We start from the raw sequence: 17,369 nt of genomic DNA, 5'->3' as shown, positions 1-17,369 counted from the left end.
CGTGCCGGTAGAAGCGCGCACGAGCCCCAAACCGCGTTGATCCTGCCGTGGTGGCGATCAGTGTCCCGCTGTGGCGCGCAGGGCGGAGGCGAAGGTGCGCAGCGCCCTGTGAGCGGCCGGCTCGGACGGGCGTGATTGCAGGACGACACTGCGGGCGGGCAGCGCGGGCAGGCCGAGTGATTCGCCCATGTCCATGGTGCCGGGTGGGGCCACGCGCGGGCTGAGCGCCGCCACGGCCAAGCCTGCTGCCGCGGCCGCACCGATGGTCGCGATGCCGCCGCCCACGAACACCTCTTCCCAGGCGATGCCCGCTTCGTTCAGCGCGGTCACCGCCATCTCGTGCACATGGCATGACTCGGCCTGCAGGGCGAGGCGCAGAGGCTCGCCGGCGCGGTGTTCGAAGTCGGATGAGGCCATCCAGCCGAAGGACTCCTCCATCAGGACTTCACCGTCCGTGCGGCGGCCCTCGTGGCGCAGCACGATGGCCGCGTCCAGCGCACCGCTGTCGAACAGGTCAAGGAGCTCCCATGAGCTCGCGATTCTCACCTCCAGCGTCAGGTCTGGCTCCGCTCGCCCTATCTGGCGCAGGAGGTGGGGCAGTTCGGCGCCGACGACGTGGTGGCTCATGCCGATCGATAGGCGTTGCCGCTGGACGCCGAACGAGCCCAGCGCGCCCGCGTGGGCGGCCAGCAGTTCACGTGCGGGCCCGAGGAAGGCGGCGCCGTCTTGCGACAGGCGGACCAGGCGGGGCGTGCGGTCCAGCAGGCGGCGGCCCAAGACGTCCTCCAGCCGCTTGATCTTCAGGCTGACGGCGGACTGCGTGGAGTCCATCGCCTCCGCCGCACGCGTGAAGCTCTTCATCTCGGCGGTCAGCACGAAGGCCTGCACGGCGTCCAGGGCGAGCATCTTCATCGGTCACACCGATCATTGAAATATTTAATGGCTGAAATATTTTAAGATGACTTTTTTGAATGATCAAGTGATGGCTACGCTGCGAACCGTCCCGAGGAACGGAGTCAGACCATGCCCTTGGTCCAGGTGTCGTTGCGGCGAGGCAAGTCCGCCGAGTACCACCAAGCCCTCTTCGAGGGCGTCTACCGCGCCATGCGGGAGACCTTCGACGTGCCGGAAGACGACCGCTTCATGACGATCACCGAGCACGACAGCAGCACCTTCAGCGTCAGCCCCACCTACTACGGCGTCGAACGGAGCGACGAGGTGGTCATCATCCGGATCACCGCCAACAACACGCGCGGCCTCGCCCAGAAGCGGGCGCTCTACCTGCGCATCGTCGAACTCTTGCAGGCGAACCCCGGCGTACGCCCCGAAGACGTGTTCATCAATCTTGTGGAAGTACTGCCGGAGAACTGGTCGTTCGGCCATGGCATCGCGCAGTACGCGGTGCAGCAGGGCTGAGGGGAACGATCGGGTACATGAAAGGGGCGGGGTCGATGGCGGATTGGAACCCGTGGGCGGTCAAATCCGACACCGAGCGGGACCGGCGGGAATTCACGCCACTGCACGGTGTCGGATCGCTGGTGTTCGGGATGGACCTGCTCCAGACGGCCGCGGCGCTCGGCGTACTTCGCCGCTGACCGGCTGACGGCCATCGCCAGCGACATGCGGACCGGCCCGCAGCAGCACCACGGGCGCGCGTCCGTGCCGCGCCTCGACGAATGCGGTGACCGCGCCGGGGTGGAACTCCAGGCTCCGGCCACGCTTGCCGACCGGCGCAGGCCACTCCGCCTCTGACGCGGCGGGTGCGATGCTCGATGACCGCCAAACCGTGGAAGGCGCCACCTTGACGCCGAGTACCAGCAACTCGCCGTGCACCCGCCGGTAGCCCCACGAGGCAGCCGGTGAAGCAGCGCCGCGCGAACCTGCGCGGACGTGCTTCTCGGCAAGCACAGGGGGAGGTCGGTCGCGCGGGTTGGTGCGGTTCCTCCGCCCCGGAGGGCGGAGGAACCGGTCTATCCGAGCACCGGGTAGTTGGCGCGGAACACGTTGTGCGGGTCGCGGGCCCGCTTGATCTCCTGCAGGCGCGCGAGCGCGTCGCCGGAGAAGGACGAGGTCGCGGTCTCGCCGGGAGACAGCATGGTGTACGGCTTGCGGCCGCTGATGCGGGCCTTCAGGTCCGCCACGACCTCGGCCTGCTTGGCGCGCGTCGCGTCGGCGATGTGCGGCAGGCCGAGCCCCACCAGGTTCAGCAGGTACGGCTCAGGCACCGCGCCGCTCGCACCGGCCCCGGGGCCCGGCTCGGCGAGCGCCCCGCCCAGGTTCCTGATCTGCAGGTTGATGAGCGGTTCGACCGGCTTGGACAGCAGGAGCTCCCCCGCGTCGGCGTCCAGGCCCGTGAGCAGCTCCACGCGGCTGATGGAGGGGGTCGGGTCGGTGGGCTCGGGAGAGATGGCACTCAGGCCGGCGACCGGGACGACACCGCGGGTGTCGGAGATCGCGCCCTCGATCTTGTCAAGGCGCAGCAGCAGGTCCTGCGCCCGGGCCGCCTCACCCAGGTAGGCCAGGTCCAGCGTGACCATCGGCGGTGCGCCGGGCGGCTGGAACCGGTTGAACCAGACGCTGAGCTCACGCGGTGCCTCGACGGTGATCTCCAGGAACGCGTCGTACACCTCACTGGTCCGGTGCTCGGGCCAGACGACGCGCCCGCCGTACATGGTGGGTACCGGGTACAGGTCGAGTTCAAGGGCGGTCACCATCGCGAAGTCCCCGCCACCGCCGCGCAGCGCCCAGAACAGCTCGGGGTCGGACTCGGCGGTGACCCGGCCGGGCTCGCCGTCGGCGTCCACGATGTCGATGGCCCGGACACTGCCGGAGGCGAGGCCGTACTTGCGGCTGAACCAGCCGACCCCGCCGCCCAGGGTGTAGCCGGTCACCCCGACCCCTGGCGCGCTGCCCGACAGGCCGGCCAGCCCCAGCGGACCGGCCGCCGCCAGCACCTGCCCCCATCGCGCGCCCGCGCCGACCCGGGCCACTCGCTCCTCCGCGCGTACCTCCACTTCGTTCAGCAGACCGGTACGCAGCAGGATCAGGCCTTCCACATCACCCGAGGCGCCATGCCCGGTCGGCTGCGCGGCCACCGTCAAACCCGCCCGCCGGGCATAACGTACGAGCGCCGCCACGTCGTCGGCGTCCGCGGCCTCCACGACCGCCGCGACCGGCTGCCTGACGGTGAGGTTCCACGCGGTGGCCGCCTGCTCGAAGCCGTCGTCATCGGGCAGGAGCACGCGCCCTTTGAGCACGCCGCGCATGTCGTTGATCGTCATCGTCGTGTTCCTCTTCGATTTCTCAATGCGTGTTGGGAAAGGTCTTTGTGCAGTTGTCCGAGGGGGCGCGGGACTTGGCGGACGGTGGTCGCCGACCGGTAATCGGTCTCGTGGAAGTAGGTGCCCTTGGCATGCGGGATGGCCGTAGTGGGTGATTCCGCGGTCCTGAATGCGAGCGAGTGCGGCGTTGAACTCCTGCATGAACGCGTAGTGCTTCGGCTCCACGGTCATGGTGGCTCCTTTTCAGGGACCGGACTGGGCGACGTGCAGACGTCAGGCGGACTGCGCGGCGGGCACCGGCGCGGCGGACTCGACGGCCTCGCGGGCCTTGCCGGTCTCGCGGAGGATCAGCAGGCCGGTGGCCGCGATCAGTACCGAGGTCAGGCCGTGGATGCCGAACGCGGCGGCCATGGAGCCGTGGTGGGCCAGGACGGTGATCATGTCGCTGAACGGGGCGACGGCCACCATCAGCAGGACCTGGCCGAGGGCACGGCGGTGACCGATCACCAGCAGGATGCCCATCATCAGGCCCATCGCGTTCTCGCGGTTGCCCTTCACGATGAGGAAGCCGCCGCCGTCGCCGGAGGGCCAGTGCGGCAGGCCGAAGCCCGGCGCCTGCGTTCCGGGGGACAGGAGGAAGGACACCCCGAGGTAGAAGGTGAACAGGATGACGGCGATGGCCAGGACGGTGTTGACGCGCTTCAGTGACATCGTTCTTCTCCTTTGATGTGTCCGGCCGCACCCGACCGGTGGCGAGGTGTTCAGGCTGCTCCTGGGCGTTTGGAGGCGACTTGGAGCCGGCTTGGAGCGGTCCCCGTACGATGTGCGGATCATGGTCTTCATCCGGGTGCTGGGCGCGTTCGCGACCGAGGTGAACGGCGAGTCCGTCCACCTCGGCGGCCCGCGGCAGCGGGGCGTGCTGGCCCTGCTGGTGGCGGCGCGCGGGCAGGTCGTGCCGGTCGACCGGATGATCGAGGACCTGTGGCGGGGGGAGCCGCCCGCGCGGGCGCTGATGTCCCTGCAGGCGTACGTGTCCAACCTCCGTCGGCTGCTGGAGCCCGGACGTCCGCCGCGCACGCCGGCCCGGCTGCTGGTGAGCGCCGCACCCGGGTACGCGCTGCGGCTGCCACCGGAGTCGGTGGACGCCTGGCGGTTCGAGGAGCTGCTCGACCGTGCCCGGACCGACACCGACCCGCGCACCGCGAAGGCCCGGCTCGCCGAGGCGCTCGGGCTGTGGCGGGGACCGGCGTTCGCCGAGGTCGCCGACGAGCCGTGGGCCGCCGCCGAGACGGCCCGGCTGAACGAGCTGCGGCTGACCGCCATCGAGCTGCACGTCGCGGCGGGTCTGCGCATCGGCGACCCCGCCGCGATGGTTCCGGAGGCCGAGCGGCTCACCCGCGACGAGCCGCTGCGCGAGGAGGGCTGGCGGCTGCACGCCCTGGCCCTGTGGAGCAGCGGCCGCCAGGCCGACGCGCTGGCGACTCTCCGACGCGCCCGCGGCGTCCTCGCCGAGGAGCTCGGGCTCGACCCCGGCCCGGACCTCACGGCGCTGGAGGAGGCGATCCTCACCCAGCGCACCGACGTCCTGCGCGCGATCGTGCCGCGGACACCGCCGGCGCCCGCACCACCGCTCACCGCAACGCCGCCGCGGACGGCCCCTCCCTCAGAGCCGGCTCCGTTCGTCGGACGCGAGGCACAGCTGTCGGCGCTGGTCACGGCCGCCGCGCAGGCCGTCACCGACGGCGCCCGCGTCGCCCTCGTCACCGGCGAGGCCGGGCTCGGCAAGTCGACGCTGCTGGAGCACCTGGGCAGGCGGCTCGAACGGGACGGATGGCTGGTCGCCGCCGGCCGCTGCCTCGAGGTCGACAGCGCGCCGCCCGCGTGGGCCTGGACCGAGGCGCTGAGGGCCGTCGCCGCGACCACGTCCCCGGGCGGGTTCGCCGACGACCTCGCGCCGCTGCTCGCCGACGCCGGACCGGTGATCGCCGACGCCACCGCCGGACGGTTCCGCCTGCGCCGGGCCCTATGGGAGTGGCTCGCTGAGGTCGCCGCGGAACGCCCGGTCGCCGTCGTGCTGGACGACCTGCACTGGGCCGACGCCGCCACGCTGGAGCTACTCGGCGGCGGCCTCGGCCTGCGGGCCCCGATTCTGGTCGTCGCCGCGTACCGCGCGGACGAGAGCGGGCACCTCACCGAGATGCTGGCCTCGCTCGCGCGTGCCGCGCCGCTCCGGCTGGCGCTGCCGGGTCTGAGCGACGAGGCCGTCGCGGAACTCGTGCGGACCGAATGCGAAGCGGACGAGGAGACCATCGCCGGGATCGCCGAGCGCACCGGCGGCAACCCCTTCTACGTGCGCGAAAGCGCCCGGCTGCTGAACGGCGAAGGGGCTCTGGTCGCCCTCTCCGAGGTCCCCGAAGGCGTGCGGGACGTCCTGCGCCGCCGGCTCGCGCGCCTGCCCGAGGGAGCCGTGTCCATCCTCCGGCTCGCGGCGGTCGCAGGCCGGGAGAGCCCGGTGGACGTCCTCGTCAAGGCCGCCGACACCGACGAGGACGGCGTGCTGGACGCGCTGGACGCGGGCGTCATCTCCGGGCTCCTCGACGAGCCCGGCCAAGGCCTCGTCCGCTTCGTCCACGCGCTCGTCAGGGACACGCTCGTCGCCGACCTCAGCCGCCTCCGCGCAGCCCGGATGCATGTCCGGATCGCCGACGCCATGGAAGGCACCGACGACATCGCGGCGCTGGCCCACCACTACGCGCGCGCCGGCTCGCCGAAGGCCGTCGGCTACTGCGTCCAGGCCGCCGAGCTCGCGGAGGCACGCTACGCCCACGACGTGGCGGCCTGCCTCCTCAGCGACGCCGTCGCCAACTCGACCGGACCGGACGAACACGTCGAACTGCTCGGCCGGCTCCTGCGCGCGCAGGTCAGGGCGGGAGCCATCGCGGCCGCCCGCGAGACGCGCCGTGAAGCCGTGGAGTACGCGGAGTCCTTGGGCCGCGACGACCTGATGATCGCCGCGTTCACCGCGTGGACGGAGCCGACCCCCTGGCAGGCCCGTACGTACGGCACGGTGGACCGGCCCATCGTCGAGCGCCTGAGCCGCCTGCTCGAGCGCGAACTGACCCCGTCGGTGCGGTCCCGGCTCCTGACGGCGTACGCGAACGAGCTGATCGGCGAGGACGACCCGACCGTCCTGGAGGCGGCGCAGGAGGCCCTCGACCTCGCCACCGGCCCCCGCCTGCGGGCCGCGGCACTGGAGATCCTGGCCGAAGTCCATGGCGACGCCGAGCTCTCCCAGGAGCTGGTGAAGATCGGCACAGAGCACGACCTGCCGGTGTACCGCGTCACCGGGCGGCTCAACCATGCCGCCGTCGCCGCCGCCGCCAACGACCCGGTGACCATGCGCCGGGTGACCGTCGAGGCCCTGGAGCTCGCGCGCACCTACCGGATGCCCGAGGCGACCGCCGTCGCCGAGATCACGCTGGCGGCCCTGGCGGTCATCGAAGGCCGGTTCGACGACGCCGCACGCCTCTACAACAAGGCCGGCGAGGGCATGCGGCGCGCCGGATCGGTGCACGCCGCGGGCTTTCTCCAGCTCGCCCTGGCCGTCATCTGGCTGAACGACGGCACGCTCGGAGCGCATCTGGACGACGTGCGCGCCGTCCACGCCGTGCTCGACCCCATGACCACCGACCTGCTCGCGCTCGCCCTGCACGCCAACGGCCTGGACACCGAGGCCCGCGAGGTCCGCGCGTCGTCCGGCCCGATCCGCCCCGACTTCTTCTTCACCTTCCTCACAACGCTGCGCGCGATGGCGATCGTCGCCCTGGACGACCGCGACGCAGCCGAGGAGATCTACGCGACGCTGCTTCCCCATCGCGACGGTCCCCCAGCGGGCGCCGAGAGCATGGCGGTGGCGCTGCGGCCGGTCGCCCACACCCTCGGCGAGCTGGCCGTCCTCCTCGGCCGCGACCACGAGGCCGCCGACCATTTCGCCCAGGCCGCCGCCATCGCCGACCAATGGAACGCACCCCACTGGGCCGCAGAAGCCCGCTCGCGAGCGACCACCTGACCGCCGCCCGCCGCGCCGCGTCCAGCGCCCAGATCGAGGGAGGCCGAGCCGGCGAGGATGCGCGGGGCGGAGCGGAGGGTCGTCGACGATCCGTGTCGGTGCGTCAGCGGCGGGTTTCGATCTTCAGGTCGCCTGCGGTCACGGCGCGGATGTGGTCACTGGCGAGCATGTCGTGCGGGTAGCCGAGGTCGATCGCACTGACCTTGTCGAGGCGGGCCAGCTGATCGGCGGTGAAGTCGACGTCCAGGGCTCCGAGATTCCCCACCAGCTGCTCGGGGGTGCGGGCGCCGATGACGGGGGCCGTCACGCCCGGGTTCTGCAGGGTCCAGGCCAGCGCGACCTGGGCGGGTGCGTGTCCCAGCTCAGCGGCGACCTCCCGTACGGCGTCGGCGATGGCGAGTGTGCGTTCGGTGACCATGCCCAAGGCGGCGTTGAAGCTCTTGCGGTTGCTCTCACCGGAGCCGGCGTCCGTCGCGGTCAGGTCGGCGCGGCTGTACTTGCCGGTGAGCACGCCGCCGCCCAGCGGCGAGTACGGGGTCACGCCCAGCCCCATGGCCCGTGCCATCGGGATCAGGTCGCGTTCCCCGCCCCGGTTGATGAGGCTGTACTCGATCTGCAGCGCGACCAGCGGCGACCAGCCCCGCAGGTCGGCGATCGCCTGCATGCGCGAGATCTCCCAGGCCGGGGCGTTGGACATCGCCACGTACAGGACCTTGCCCTGCCGGACGAGGTCGTCCATGCCGCGCAGGATCTCCTCGACCGGTGTCGTGGAATCCCACACGTGCAGGAAGAGCAGGTCGATGTAGTCCGTGTTCAGCTGCCGCAGGCTGGCCTCCACCGACGCGAACAGGCTCTTGCGGTGAGCGCCCCCGGAATTCGGGTCGCCGGGCCGGCGCTGCGTCGTGTACTTCGTTGCCAGCACCAGGCTTTCGCGGTTGTCGCGGGTGAACTCGCCCAGCATGCGCTCGGCGCTGCCGTTGGTGTAGGTGCCGGCGGTGTCGATGAAGTTGCCGCCGCGCTCGACGTAGAGGTCGAACAGCCTGCGCGCATCGTCCTGCCCGGCGCCCCAGCCCCACTCGGTCCCGAAGGTCGCCGTGCCCAGGGCCAACGGTGAGACCCGCAGTCCGGAGCGGCCCAGCAGCCGGTAGGTGTCGAGGGTGAGCGGCATCGTGTCCTCCTGTGCTCGTGATCGTCGTCGAGCATCAGCCTGCGTCCGCCGCGAGCCGGAGGTAAGGGAAGGAGGTTCCTGGGAACACCGGTCCTACCCGAGCTGTTGGACCAGCCATGATCGCCGTGGACGTGACGCAGGAGCTGGCGGCGTTCCTGCGGACCCGCCGCGAGCGCCTGGACCCACGGGATCTCGGCCTGCCGGCGCGCCGGCAGGCCCGGCGGACCCCGGGGCTGCGCCGCGAAGAGGTCGCGGAACTGGCCGGGATCAGCACCGACTACGTGGTGCGGCTGGAACAGGCCCGCGGGCTGCGGCCCTCAGCGGACGTGGTGGAGGCGCTGGCCCGGGCGCTGCGCCTGACCCCCGACGAACGCGCCTACCTCTTCGGCCTGGCCCGGCAGCACCCCCGCCGTGCCGGCAAACCCGTCACCGCTGCAGGGCCGCCGCTGGCCCAGCTGGTCGCCGACCTGTCGCCGCTACCGGCGATGCTGATGAACCACCGCTACGACATCCTGGCCTGGAACGGCGAAATGGCGAAGCTGCTACTGGATTTCGACAGCCTGCCGCCGCAGCAGCGCAATGCGATGTGGCTGTGCCTGATGCATCCGGAGACACGGGAGCTCTACGTCGACCGCGAACGCGTCGTGCGAGAGGGGGTCGCCCACCTGCGCACTGCGTGGGCCGTGCATCCCGAGGACCAGGCGTTGACCGACCTCATCGCCGAATGCATCACGCGTGACGAGGAATTCGCGCGGCTGTGGGCCGAGCGAGACGTCAAGGCCAACGGCCGCGGACGCAAGGTGATGCGGCATCCTGACGCCGGCGTGATCACCGTCCATTTCGAAACGCTCACGCCACTTCAAGACCCGGACCAGCTGTTGGTGATCTACCGTGCCGCGGACGATGAGAGCCGGACGGCAATGGACCGGTTGTGCGCACGGTGAGCCGTCGCTCCGGCGCGTCTTCGGTGCTTGGCGTCAGCCCTCGGGGCGCCAGGCGACCCAGTCTCCAGCGTAGGTAGCACGGGTCGAGACGGGGTGCCAGTTCGGCGGTGCGACAGGCCAGCTGTCTTCGGGCCGTTGCAGCAGAGCGTCCCACGGCACCACGACTAGCGTCGCGTCACGAGGCAGCGTCTCGCTGCGGAAGCGGTCAAGCGGTTCCAGGCCGGTGCGGACTTGGAAGGCTTGAGAGACCCAGATCCTCCAGGGCACGCCGGAATGGTCGAGTGCCACACGGTCGCGTGCCAGGAGCCCGGCCGGGGCCAGGCTCGTGGCCGACTCCAGTTGCCCCTCCCAATGTCGGACGACTCGTTTGCTGACCACCGCCATGTCGGCCAGCGCGAAAGCGATGAAGGCGGCGGCGAGTACGAGCGCTCCGGCCTGACGGTATTTCGAGATCACGAGGCCTGCCACTACCAGGAGAAACAGCGCTACGCAGGTGGCGGACCACAATCTCAGTGCGTCCCAGCTCCAGGTGAGGAAGGAGATTTCGGGGAACTCGAATACGGAGAAGAAGCTGCGGGAGAGCCGCTTACCGGCGTACCACCACACGACGCCACCGGCCGCCAGCGTCAGGCACGTCGTGGCGAGGACGGTCCGGCCGACCGCTTCCCTCGTGCCGCGCACCGCGAATGCCGCACCGGCCATGAAGAGCACCGGAGCCAGGCAGCCGAGGTACCGGCCGTAGACGAAGTTGGCGACAGCACCCTCGTCGGGGACGGCGGCCGAGCTGGCGATGGCGATGCCGGTCAGGGCGGCGAGCGCGACCCATGAGGTGGCTCGGATCGGACGCGGCGTGGCGCGCCGCACGGCCAGCGCCCCGACGACCACCAGACCGGCACCGGCCACGCCGCACGTCGAGACGATGAGGAACCAGACTTTTCCCGCGGCCAGGCTCAGCGTCCACGCGAGGCCGTCCAGGCTGGTCAGCCGATCAATGAGGAAGTCGCCCAGCGGCTTCACACCGCCCGGGTAGATCTTGGACTGGACCCAGCCGTTCAGCGTCCACCCGGCAGCGGACCCGGCGACCAGCATGCCGGCCGCGGCCGCGATGTCCCGCTTGCTCGCCCAGCGTCGCCAAAGGGCGGTGACGAGAAGGCCCGCATGGACCACGACGATGATCGATCCGCGGGAGTGCACGCAGTAGCAGTAGGCGGCCATCGCGCTCGCCGCCGCACCGTAGCCCCACCGTCCACTGGCGATCCAGGTGTGGACGAGGAGAAGCCAGCCGAGCACGACCACAGGGAGAACGGCGTCGGCCATGGCGAACTGGCCGTAGTAGAGGACGGAGGGCAGGAGCGCGGTCACGGCCGCGATGACGTACGACTGAGTGCGCGACAGGTCCAGGCGGCGCAGAGCGACGTAGGCCAACACCAACAGCAATGCGCCGAACAGCGAATTGATGACGGCGACGAGACCGTAGACGGTCGCCGGATTGCTGCTCAGCCAGAATGCCGGGGAGATGAGAAGCGGGTAACCCGCCTGATACAGCGGCCACCCGGACAGGTCGCCTGCCGCTCCTCCTGCTATCAGCCGCGCGGCCAGCAGGTAGCCCGTCTCATCTGGAATGAGTATGGGCGTCTTCTGGTGGACGGCGAACAACAGCCGGATGCCGACTTGGACGACGCAGCCACCGATGAGCAGCGCGGGCCAGCGACGGCTTCGACGGGCCTCCAGGAGCGGCTCCGGCTCCCGACGCTGTAGAGAATCGATGTTTCCAGACGATCCCATGGCAACTCCCCGCGACTCCCCCGGATCATGGCGAACCGTAGCCGAGGATGAGAGGGAAATCGAGCCTCGGGGAATTTATAAATGTAATAGTTCAAAGATCCGGAAGCTACGTAAAAGTGGCAAGTAGTCTCTGTGCGGCACTGGAAACGACGCGTGTCCGACGGGCCTGCCACCCAGCCTGGACCTACAATCAGACCCCATGCCGTCGGGGAAACAGACGATCTGCCTCACCATGATCGTCAAGAATGAAGCGCACGTCATCGCACGGTGCCTCGCCTCGGTCAGACCTCTGATCACCTCGTGGTGCATCGTCGACACCGGCTCCGGCGACGGAACGCAGAAAATCATTCGCGAAGAACTCGCCGACCTTCCGGGCCAGCTCCACGAGCGGCCTTGGCGGGATTTCGGCCACAACCGCACGGAGGCGATCGAACTCGCACGCGGTAAGGCCGACTATGACCTGGTGATCGACGCGGACGACGTCTTGGTGATCCCGGGTGGTTTCGCGATGCCGCGGCTTACCGCCGATTCGTACGAGATACGAGTCGAGGACTGCGGGACTTCATATTATCGCGTACATCTCTTCCGGGGTGATCTGGACTTTCACTACGTGGGCGTCCTCCACGAAGTCATCATGTCGGGGCCCGGACGTTCGCTCGCACGCCTTGACGGGCTCGGCTACCGCCGCATGTACGATGGCGCACGTTCCACGGATCCCCTGAAATTCAGGAAAGACGCCGCGCTACTCGAGAAATCACTCAAGGCGGAGCCGGGCAACACGCGTTACGCCTTTTACCTGGCACAGAGCTGGCGCGATGCCGGCGAGTACACGAAAGCGGCCGCCGCGTACGAACGGCGTGCAGGCATGGGCGGGTGGCCGGAGGAGGTCTGGTACTCGCTCTACGAACGCGCACGTCTCGCCGAGCACATCGGCGAGGACGACGACGCCGTCATCGCGCACTACGTGCGCGCATTCGAGACGCGCCCGCAAAGGGCCGAGGCACCTTGCCACCTCGCCCGCGCACTTCGCTTGCGCAACCGTCCGGCGGCCGCGTATCCGTTCGCGCGTACGGCCAGTGACATCCCGCGACCGAACGACATCCTGTTCATCGACGATTCGGTCTACACGTGGCGCGCACTCGACGAGTTCGGGATCGCGGCATACCACACAGGTCTCTACCGTGAAGGTCTTGCCGCGAACGCGGTCATTGACCGCGGGGTAGTCGAGGATTGCTTGATCGCATCCATCGGCCCGCCCAGATCTGGACTCCAGTCATGACTCACCCCAAGCTATCGAAAGTCGCGCGGCTCACGACCTCCGTCCTGCTTCCCACGTCAGTGGCGACCCTGGCGATATCGACGTACGCCCCCGCCGCCTCCGCATTCTCGAACAAGGCCCCTTGCCTTCTATGGTGGTGTCCCGGCAAGACAGGACCCACCGGCCCGACCGGGCCGACCGGCCCGACGGGCCCCACCGGACCGGGCGGAATGGGCGCGACCGGCCCGACCGGCCCCACCGGCCCCGCCGGAATGGGCGCGACCGGCGCGACCGGCCCCACAGGGCCGACCGGACCGACCGGCCCCACCGGAGCCACGGGAGCCACCGGTCCAACGGGACCGTCCAAGTGCATCAGCACGGCGGCCGCCGAAGGCCAGACGAAGGCCGTCGTGGCCGTCCGCAATGGGAAGGTGTTCGGCCAGACGGTCAACGAGGCCACGACTCCGCCTACGCCCACCCCGCTGACCGACTTCACCTCGGCATTCGGCGCCGTCACGGTGGATTGCGCGTCGGTGACGATTCAGGGCACCGCCAACGTGTTCGTCACCGTGCGCACGAACACCGACCAGCTCCTTGAGGTCGGATGCGTGTTGAACAACTTCCCGACCAGCTGCGGCGGGACGGTCGTCAACCTCGGGACGATACCCATGGCGGCGCGTGGTTTCCTCGCTGCCGGACCCGGGATGCCCGGCCGTACGCCGCCGAAGAAGGCGGCCCATTCGAAGCACGCCGCAACGGCACCGGGATAGCCAGGTGTCTACGCCGGCCTCGCGTCCGTCAGCCGGCGTTCCATGACCGGCTGGGAGCCGGGGGCTTCCCCGTCCGCGGCCCGGCGTCTTCTGCTGCCTGAGCGAGGGCGCGCACCAGCCCCGTCTCGCCGGCCGTGGGCCACACCAGGGCCCACTCTCCGATCGGCGCGTCGTGCAGCGGGAGGTATTTGAGTCCAGGCCACCGGTAGTAGCGGGCGGCATCGCCGTGGACGAGGCAGATCGCCTTGCCCGCCGCAACGACGGCTGCCACCTCTTGGAAGGTGGAGACCTTGGGGCCGCGGCGGATGGGCCGTCCACCGGGAGTCTGAGTGGGAACGAGCGTCTGGAGCCAGTACTCGGGGACGGGCATCGCGGAGTGAGGGAGGGGCCACTCGGCCAGGTCCTCCATCCCGACCGCTTCGCGGGCGGTGAGGGGATGGTCCTCGGCGACCATGAGGAGCAGCGGGTCGCTGACGACCGTCGGGCCGACGGTGAGGTCCGGTTCGCACACCGGTAGCCAGGAGGTCGCCACCTGCACCGATCCGTTGCGCAGCGGGCCGAACGGGTCGGTGAAGTGGATCTCCTGGATGCGCAGTTCGGTCTCGGGATGCCGGGAGCGGAACAGGTCGAGGATGTGCGCGCAGTCGTGCGCCTGGGGTCCGTGCAGGCCGAGGACCAGCGTGTTCGTCGTGCCGCGGGCGGCGGCCGTGGCCGCGCGGATGCCGTCGAGTATCCGCTGGTGACCCGCGCTCAGGTCGCTGTGCAGCCGGGCGCCGATGGGGGTGAGCTCGACCCGGCGGCTCGTCCGGGCGAACAGCCGCGCGCCGATCTCCCGCTCCTGCCTGGCGATCGACTGGCTCACCCGCGCCTGCGACACGTGCAGACGATCGGCGGTGCGGCCGAAGTGCAGTTCCTCGGCCAGGGCCAGGAAGATTTCGATGTCGCGCATTTCCACCGCGGCCCCCGGGATCGCACCGATAACTCCGGGGTTATCAGATCATGCGAAGTCGGCGCTTGTTCGTTCAGCCCCCGCTCAGCATTCTGATCCGGGTCCTCCTCTGAGGGCGCCGATCAGTGCATGCCACAGGGAGATGAACGTGCTGACACCGCTCGCCTACGGCCTGGCCATCGTGCTGGACCTCCTCGTCATCTTCATCGGGCTGCGGTTCTTCTTCCAGCCCCGGGCCGCCGCCGCCGGCTACGGCGTGCCGGCCAGGGAAGGCGGCGACCCCGCCTACCTGACCATCAAGGGGCTGCGCGATCTCGTCTCCGGCATCCTCGGGCTCGCGCTGCTGGCGTTCTCCGGCGCGGACGCCGCGGCCTGGTTCATGCTCGTGATCGCACTGACCCCGCTGGGCGACACGGTCATCGTCCTGCGGCACGGCGGCACGAAAGCCGTGGCCTTCGGCATCCACTTCGCCACGGCGCTGGCCGTCCTGGTCTCCGCCATACTTCTCTTCGCGGCCTGAGCCCCTCCCAGGACGCCTTCCCTCCGCCGTTTCGAGAAAGCGAGAAGATGTCCTTCATCTCCCCGGACACGGCACCGCCCGGCTCCTCTCCGGAAACCGGGTCCTCACGGCCGGCCAGGGCGACCTCATCTCTGATCCGCCGCGCCACCGGTCCCGGCGGACGCGGTGCCCGGCAGGCGGGAGTGACCGCGGCCCTGCTCGTCCTCAGCGTCGGATGCGGCTCGTCGAGCGACCGCGAACCGGATGCGCCGCACGCGGCGTCCACCGCCCAGGACAAGTCCACCGGGCAGGACAAGGGGCAGCAGGCGAAGGCCGAGGCGGGAGCGAAAGCCCTTGCCGCCTATCGCGGCATGTGGGCCACGCAGTTCAAGGCATACTCCTCCGGGTCCATGAAGAACGCCGGACTCGGTGACTACACGACCGGGGACGCCGCGGCGAGCATCATCAGCGTCCTCACCTACTACAACAAGGTCGGGCTCTCATTCAAGACCAAGCCCGTGATCTCGCCGAAGGTCACTTCCGTGGACATCGCCTCCGATCCCCGCACCGCCACGATCAGTGACTGCGTGGACATGACCGGCGTCCTGGTGAGGCGGGCGACGGGCGAACTCCTCCCCGCGACCAAGGACGACCGCCGCCCCTGGACCGCTCAGGCCACCACGGCCAAAGGCGGCACTGACTGGCGTATCTCCGGCTACACGATCGACAAAACGCGGAGCTGTTGACGGGCGGGCGCGCTGAACCAGATTTCACCTCCCACCTGCAAGGTTTGCTCCGATCGGCGTTAGGCGCCCATCGGTCCGGGCAGCATCGGCGGGTGCCGCCCGCTCGTCCCGACCGTTCGGCTGAGAGGGCGGCCGTTGACCGTCGGTGAAGGGCGGGTCGCCGGGCCCGGTCGGTGAGGAGATCTGATGCGCGGTGGCGCTCTTGGACGGACCGAGGTGCAGGAGCGCACCGTCGATCTCGTGGTGATCGGGTCGGGGACGGGTCTCGCGGCCGCCTTGACCGGCACCGAGCGCGGGCTGAGCACGCTGGTGATCGAGAAGACGGAGTACGTCGGCGGGTCCACCGCCTTGTCGGGCGGGGCGTTCTGGATCCCGGCCAACTCCGTGCTCGCCGACAACGGCGTGTTCGACTCCGAAGAGCGCGGCAACGCGTATCTGGACGCGGTGGTCGGCGACACCGCTCCGCAGGAGCGCCGGCGGGCCTATGTGCGGCACGGTCCCGAGACCGTGGACATGCTGCGCCGGCTCACCCCGCTGAAGTTCATCTGGGCGCAGGGCTATTCGGACTACCACCCGGAGAACCCGGGCGGCGCGGCGTCGGGCCGCTCGTGCGAGTCGGCGCCGTTCGACGTCAAGCGGCACCTCGGCGCCCACCGCGCGCTGCTGCGCCCGACGAAGCTGGCCGCGCCGGTGCCGATGCCGATCACGTCCCCGGACTACCGCTGGATCAACCTCATGGCGAAGGTGCCCAGCAAGGGGGTCACCAGGGCCGCCGCCCGGGTGGGGCAGGGCATCGGCGGCAAGCTGATCGGGCGCGAGTACGTCGCGGGCGGGCAGGCGCTCGCCGCCGGGCTGTTCGCCGGCGCGATCGCGGCGGACGTTCCGATCTGGACGCGGACCTCGCTGGTGCGCCTCCTGGTCGAGGACGGCAGGGTCGGCGGGGTCGTCGTCGTGCACGACGGGCGCGAGGTCACCGTCACCGCGAGGCGCGGTGTGGTGCTCTCGGCCGGCGGCTTCGACCGCAACATGGCCTGGCGCCACGAGTACCAGTCGCCCAGCCTGCAGGAATGGTCCCAGGGCGCCCCCGGCAACACCGGTGACGCCATCGCGGCGGCGATGGACGTCGGCGGGGACATCGACCTGATGGACCAGGCATGGTGGTTCCCGTCGGTGGCGCCGCTGCCCGGGGCGGACCCCGCGGTGATGCTCGCCGAGCGGTCGCTGCCCGGTTCGATGATCGTCGACCGCCACGGCAGGCGCTTCATCAACGAGTCCATCGACTACATGACGTTCGGCCAGGAGCTCCTGCGCCGCGAACGGGCCGGTGACCCGGTCGGCGACATGTGGATCGTCTTCGACCAGACCTACAAGAACAGCTACGTCTTCGCCACCATCAGCTACCCGCGCATGCCGCTCCCCCGCTCCTGGTACGAGCACGGCATCGCCGCCCGCGCGGACACGCCGGGGCAGCTGGCCGAGCGAGTGGGGCTGCCGCAGGACGAGTTCGTCCAGACCGTGGAGCGGTTCAACCAGGACGCGTCCACCGGGTTCGACAGCCAATTCCATCGAGGCGACAGCGTCTACGACCGCTACTACGGCGACCCGACCAATCTGCCGAACCCGAACCTTCGGCCGCTGACGCGTGGTCCGTTCTACGCGGTGAAGGTGATCCCGTCCGACCTGGGGACGTGCGGCGGGCTCAGGGCGGACGGCACCGCCCGCGTGCTGCGCGCCGACGGGTCCGTGATCCCAGGGCTCTATGCGACGGGGAACACCGCGGCGAACGCCTTCGGATCGGTCTATCCGGGCGCCGGTGCGACCATCGGCCAGGGCCTGGTGTTCGGCCACATCGCCGCCGGCCATGCCGCGTCCCAGGAGTGACCACAGGGTCTGCGGTTAA

15 protein-coding genes are annotated in these 17,369 nt (G+C 70.1%); 9 read left to right on the top strand and 6 right to left on the bottom strand.

Annotated elements, in window-relative coordinates; genetic code table 11:
• Positions 1-57 precede the first annotated feature (57 nt).
• Positions 58-912, bottom strand: a complete 855-nt coding sequence (locus tag J4709_RS10815) for a LysR family transcriptional regulator (protein ID WP_208239713.1) — start codon at positions 910-912, stop codon at positions 58-60.
• 111 nt (positions 913-1,023) lie between these two features.
• Between J4709_RS10815 and J4709_RS10810 the strand changes: the two genes are divergently transcribed.
• Both J4709_RS10810 and J4709_RS10805 read left to right on the top strand, forming a co-directional pair.
• The gene (locus J4709_RS10810) at positions 1,024-1,416 is read left to right on the top strand and encodes a tautomerase family protein (protein ID WP_208239712.1); all 393 of its coding nucleotides are present in this window, start codon (positions 1,024-1,026) and stop codon (positions 1,414-1,416) included.
• Between the two features lie 35 nt (positions 1,417-1,451).
• A complete protein-coding gene (locus J4709_RS10805; RefSeq protein ID WP_208239710.1) occupies positions 1,452-1,595 on the top strand; it encodes a hypothetical protein in 144 nt (47 codons plus the stop codon).
• 375 nt (positions 1,596-1,970) lie between these two features.
• Here the strand turns inward: J4709_RS10805 and J4709_RS10800 are convergent, their stop codons facing one another.
• Both J4709_RS10800 and J4709_RS10795 read right to left on the bottom strand, forming a co-directional pair.
• On the bottom strand, positions 1,971-3,281 hold the full coding sequence (locus J4709_RS10800) for an FAD-binding oxidoreductase (RefSeq protein ID WP_208239708.1): 1,311 nt from the start codon (positions 3,279-3,281) through the stop codon (positions 1,971-1,973).
• A gap of 273 nt (positions 3,282-3,554) precedes the next feature.
• On the bottom strand, positions 3,555-3,992 hold the full coding sequence (locus J4709_RS10795) for a DUF4267 domain-containing protein (RefSeq protein WP_208239706.1): 438 nt from the start codon (positions 3,990-3,992) through the stop codon (positions 3,555-3,557).
• A 121-nt stretch (positions 3,993-4,113) separates the two neighbouring features.
• Between J4709_RS10795 and J4709_RS10790 the strand changes: the two genes are divergently transcribed.
• Positions 4,114-7,350 carry an ATP-binding protein gene (locus tag J4709_RS10790; protein WP_208239704.1) on the top strand — a complete coding sequence of 1,079 codons (3,237 nt, stop codon included), beginning with the start codon at positions 4,114-4,116 and terminating at the stop codon, positions 7,348-7,350.
• A gap of 103 nt (positions 7,351-7,453) precedes the next feature.
• Here the strand turns inward: J4709_RS10790 and J4709_RS10785 are convergent, their stop codons facing one another.
• Positions 7,454-8,518, bottom strand: a complete 1,065-nt coding sequence (locus tag J4709_RS10785; protein ID WP_208239702.1) for an aldo/keto reductase — start codon at positions 8,516-8,518, stop codon at positions 7,454-7,456.
• Positions 8,519-8,634: 116 nt separating this feature from the next.
• On the opposite strand from J4709_RS10785, the gene J4709_RS10780 reads away from it, so the two are divergent.
• Positions 8,635-9,462, top strand: coding sequence for a helix-turn-helix transcriptional regulator (locus tag J4709_RS10780; protein ID WP_208239700.1), 828 nt, complete (start codon positions 8,635-8,637; stop codon positions 9,460-9,462).
• 33 nt (positions 9,463-9,495) lie between these two features.
• Here J4709_RS10780 and J4709_RS10775 read toward each other — a convergent pair whose 3' ends face one another.
• Positions 9,496-11,247 (bottom strand): hypothetical protein, encoded by a 1,752-nt coding sequence (locus J4709_RS10775; protein WP_208239698.1) that lies wholly within the window; start codon positions 11,245-11,247, stop codon positions 9,496-9,498.
• A 199-nt stretch (positions 11,248-11,446) separates the two neighbouring features.
• Between J4709_RS10775 and J4709_RS10770 the strand changes: the two genes are divergently transcribed.
• Positions 11,447-12,526, top strand: a complete 1,080-nt coding sequence (locus J4709_RS10770; protein ID WP_208239696.1) for a glycosyltransferase — start codon at positions 11,447-11,449, stop codon at positions 12,524-12,526.
• Between the two features lie 389 nt (positions 12,527-12,915).
• Positions 12,916-13,275 (top strand): hypothetical protein, encoded by a 360-nt coding sequence (locus tag J4709_RS10765; protein ID WP_208239694.1) that lies wholly within the window; start codon positions 12,916-12,918, stop codon positions 13,273-13,275.
• 28 nt (positions 13,276-13,303) lie between these two features.
• Here the strand turns inward: J4709_RS10765 and J4709_RS10760 are convergent, their stop codons facing one another.
• Positions 13,304-14,224: a LysR family transcriptional regulator gene (locus J4709_RS10760; protein ID WP_232383281.1), complete on the bottom strand. Its 921-nt coding sequence runs from the start codon at positions 14,222-14,224 to the stop codon at positions 13,304-13,306.
• Between the two features lie 148 nt (positions 14,225-14,372).
• On the opposite strand from J4709_RS10760, the gene J4709_RS10755 reads away from it, so the two are divergent.
• The 3 genes from J4709_RS10755 (at position 14,373) to J4709_RS10745 (ending at position 17,350) form a co-directional block, all read left to right on the top strand.
• Positions 14,373-14,744 carry a DUF4267 domain-containing protein gene (locus J4709_RS10755; RefSeq protein WP_208239690.1) on the top strand — a complete coding sequence of 124 codons (372 nt, stop codon included), beginning with the start codon at positions 14,373-14,375 and terminating at the stop codon, positions 14,742-14,744.
• 47 nt (positions 14,745-14,791) lie between these two features.
• The gene (locus tag J4709_RS10750) at positions 14,792-15,469 is read left to right on the top strand and encodes a hypothetical protein (RefSeq protein WP_208239688.1); all 678 of its coding nucleotides are present in this window, start codon (positions 14,792-14,794) and stop codon (positions 15,467-15,469) included.
• A 186-nt stretch (positions 15,470-15,655) separates the two neighbouring features.
• Positions 15,656-17,350 carry a 3-ketosteroid-delta-1-dehydrogenase gene (locus J4709_RS10745; RefSeq protein ID WP_208239686.1) on the top strand — a complete coding sequence of 565 codons (1,695 nt, stop codon included), beginning with the start codon at positions 15,656-15,658 and terminating at the stop codon, positions 17,348-17,350.
• Positions 17,351-17,369: the final 19 nt, after the last annotated feature.

Origin of the sequence: Actinomadura violacea (genome assembly GCF_017573465.1) — a bacterium.
Lineage (GTDB): Bacteria > Actinomycetota > Actinomycetes > Streptosporangiales > Streptosporangiaceae > Spirillospora > Spirillospora violacea.
The sequence above is the reverse complement of the archived record's forward strand: the minus strand, read 5'-3'. Positions and strand labels throughout refer to the sequence as shown.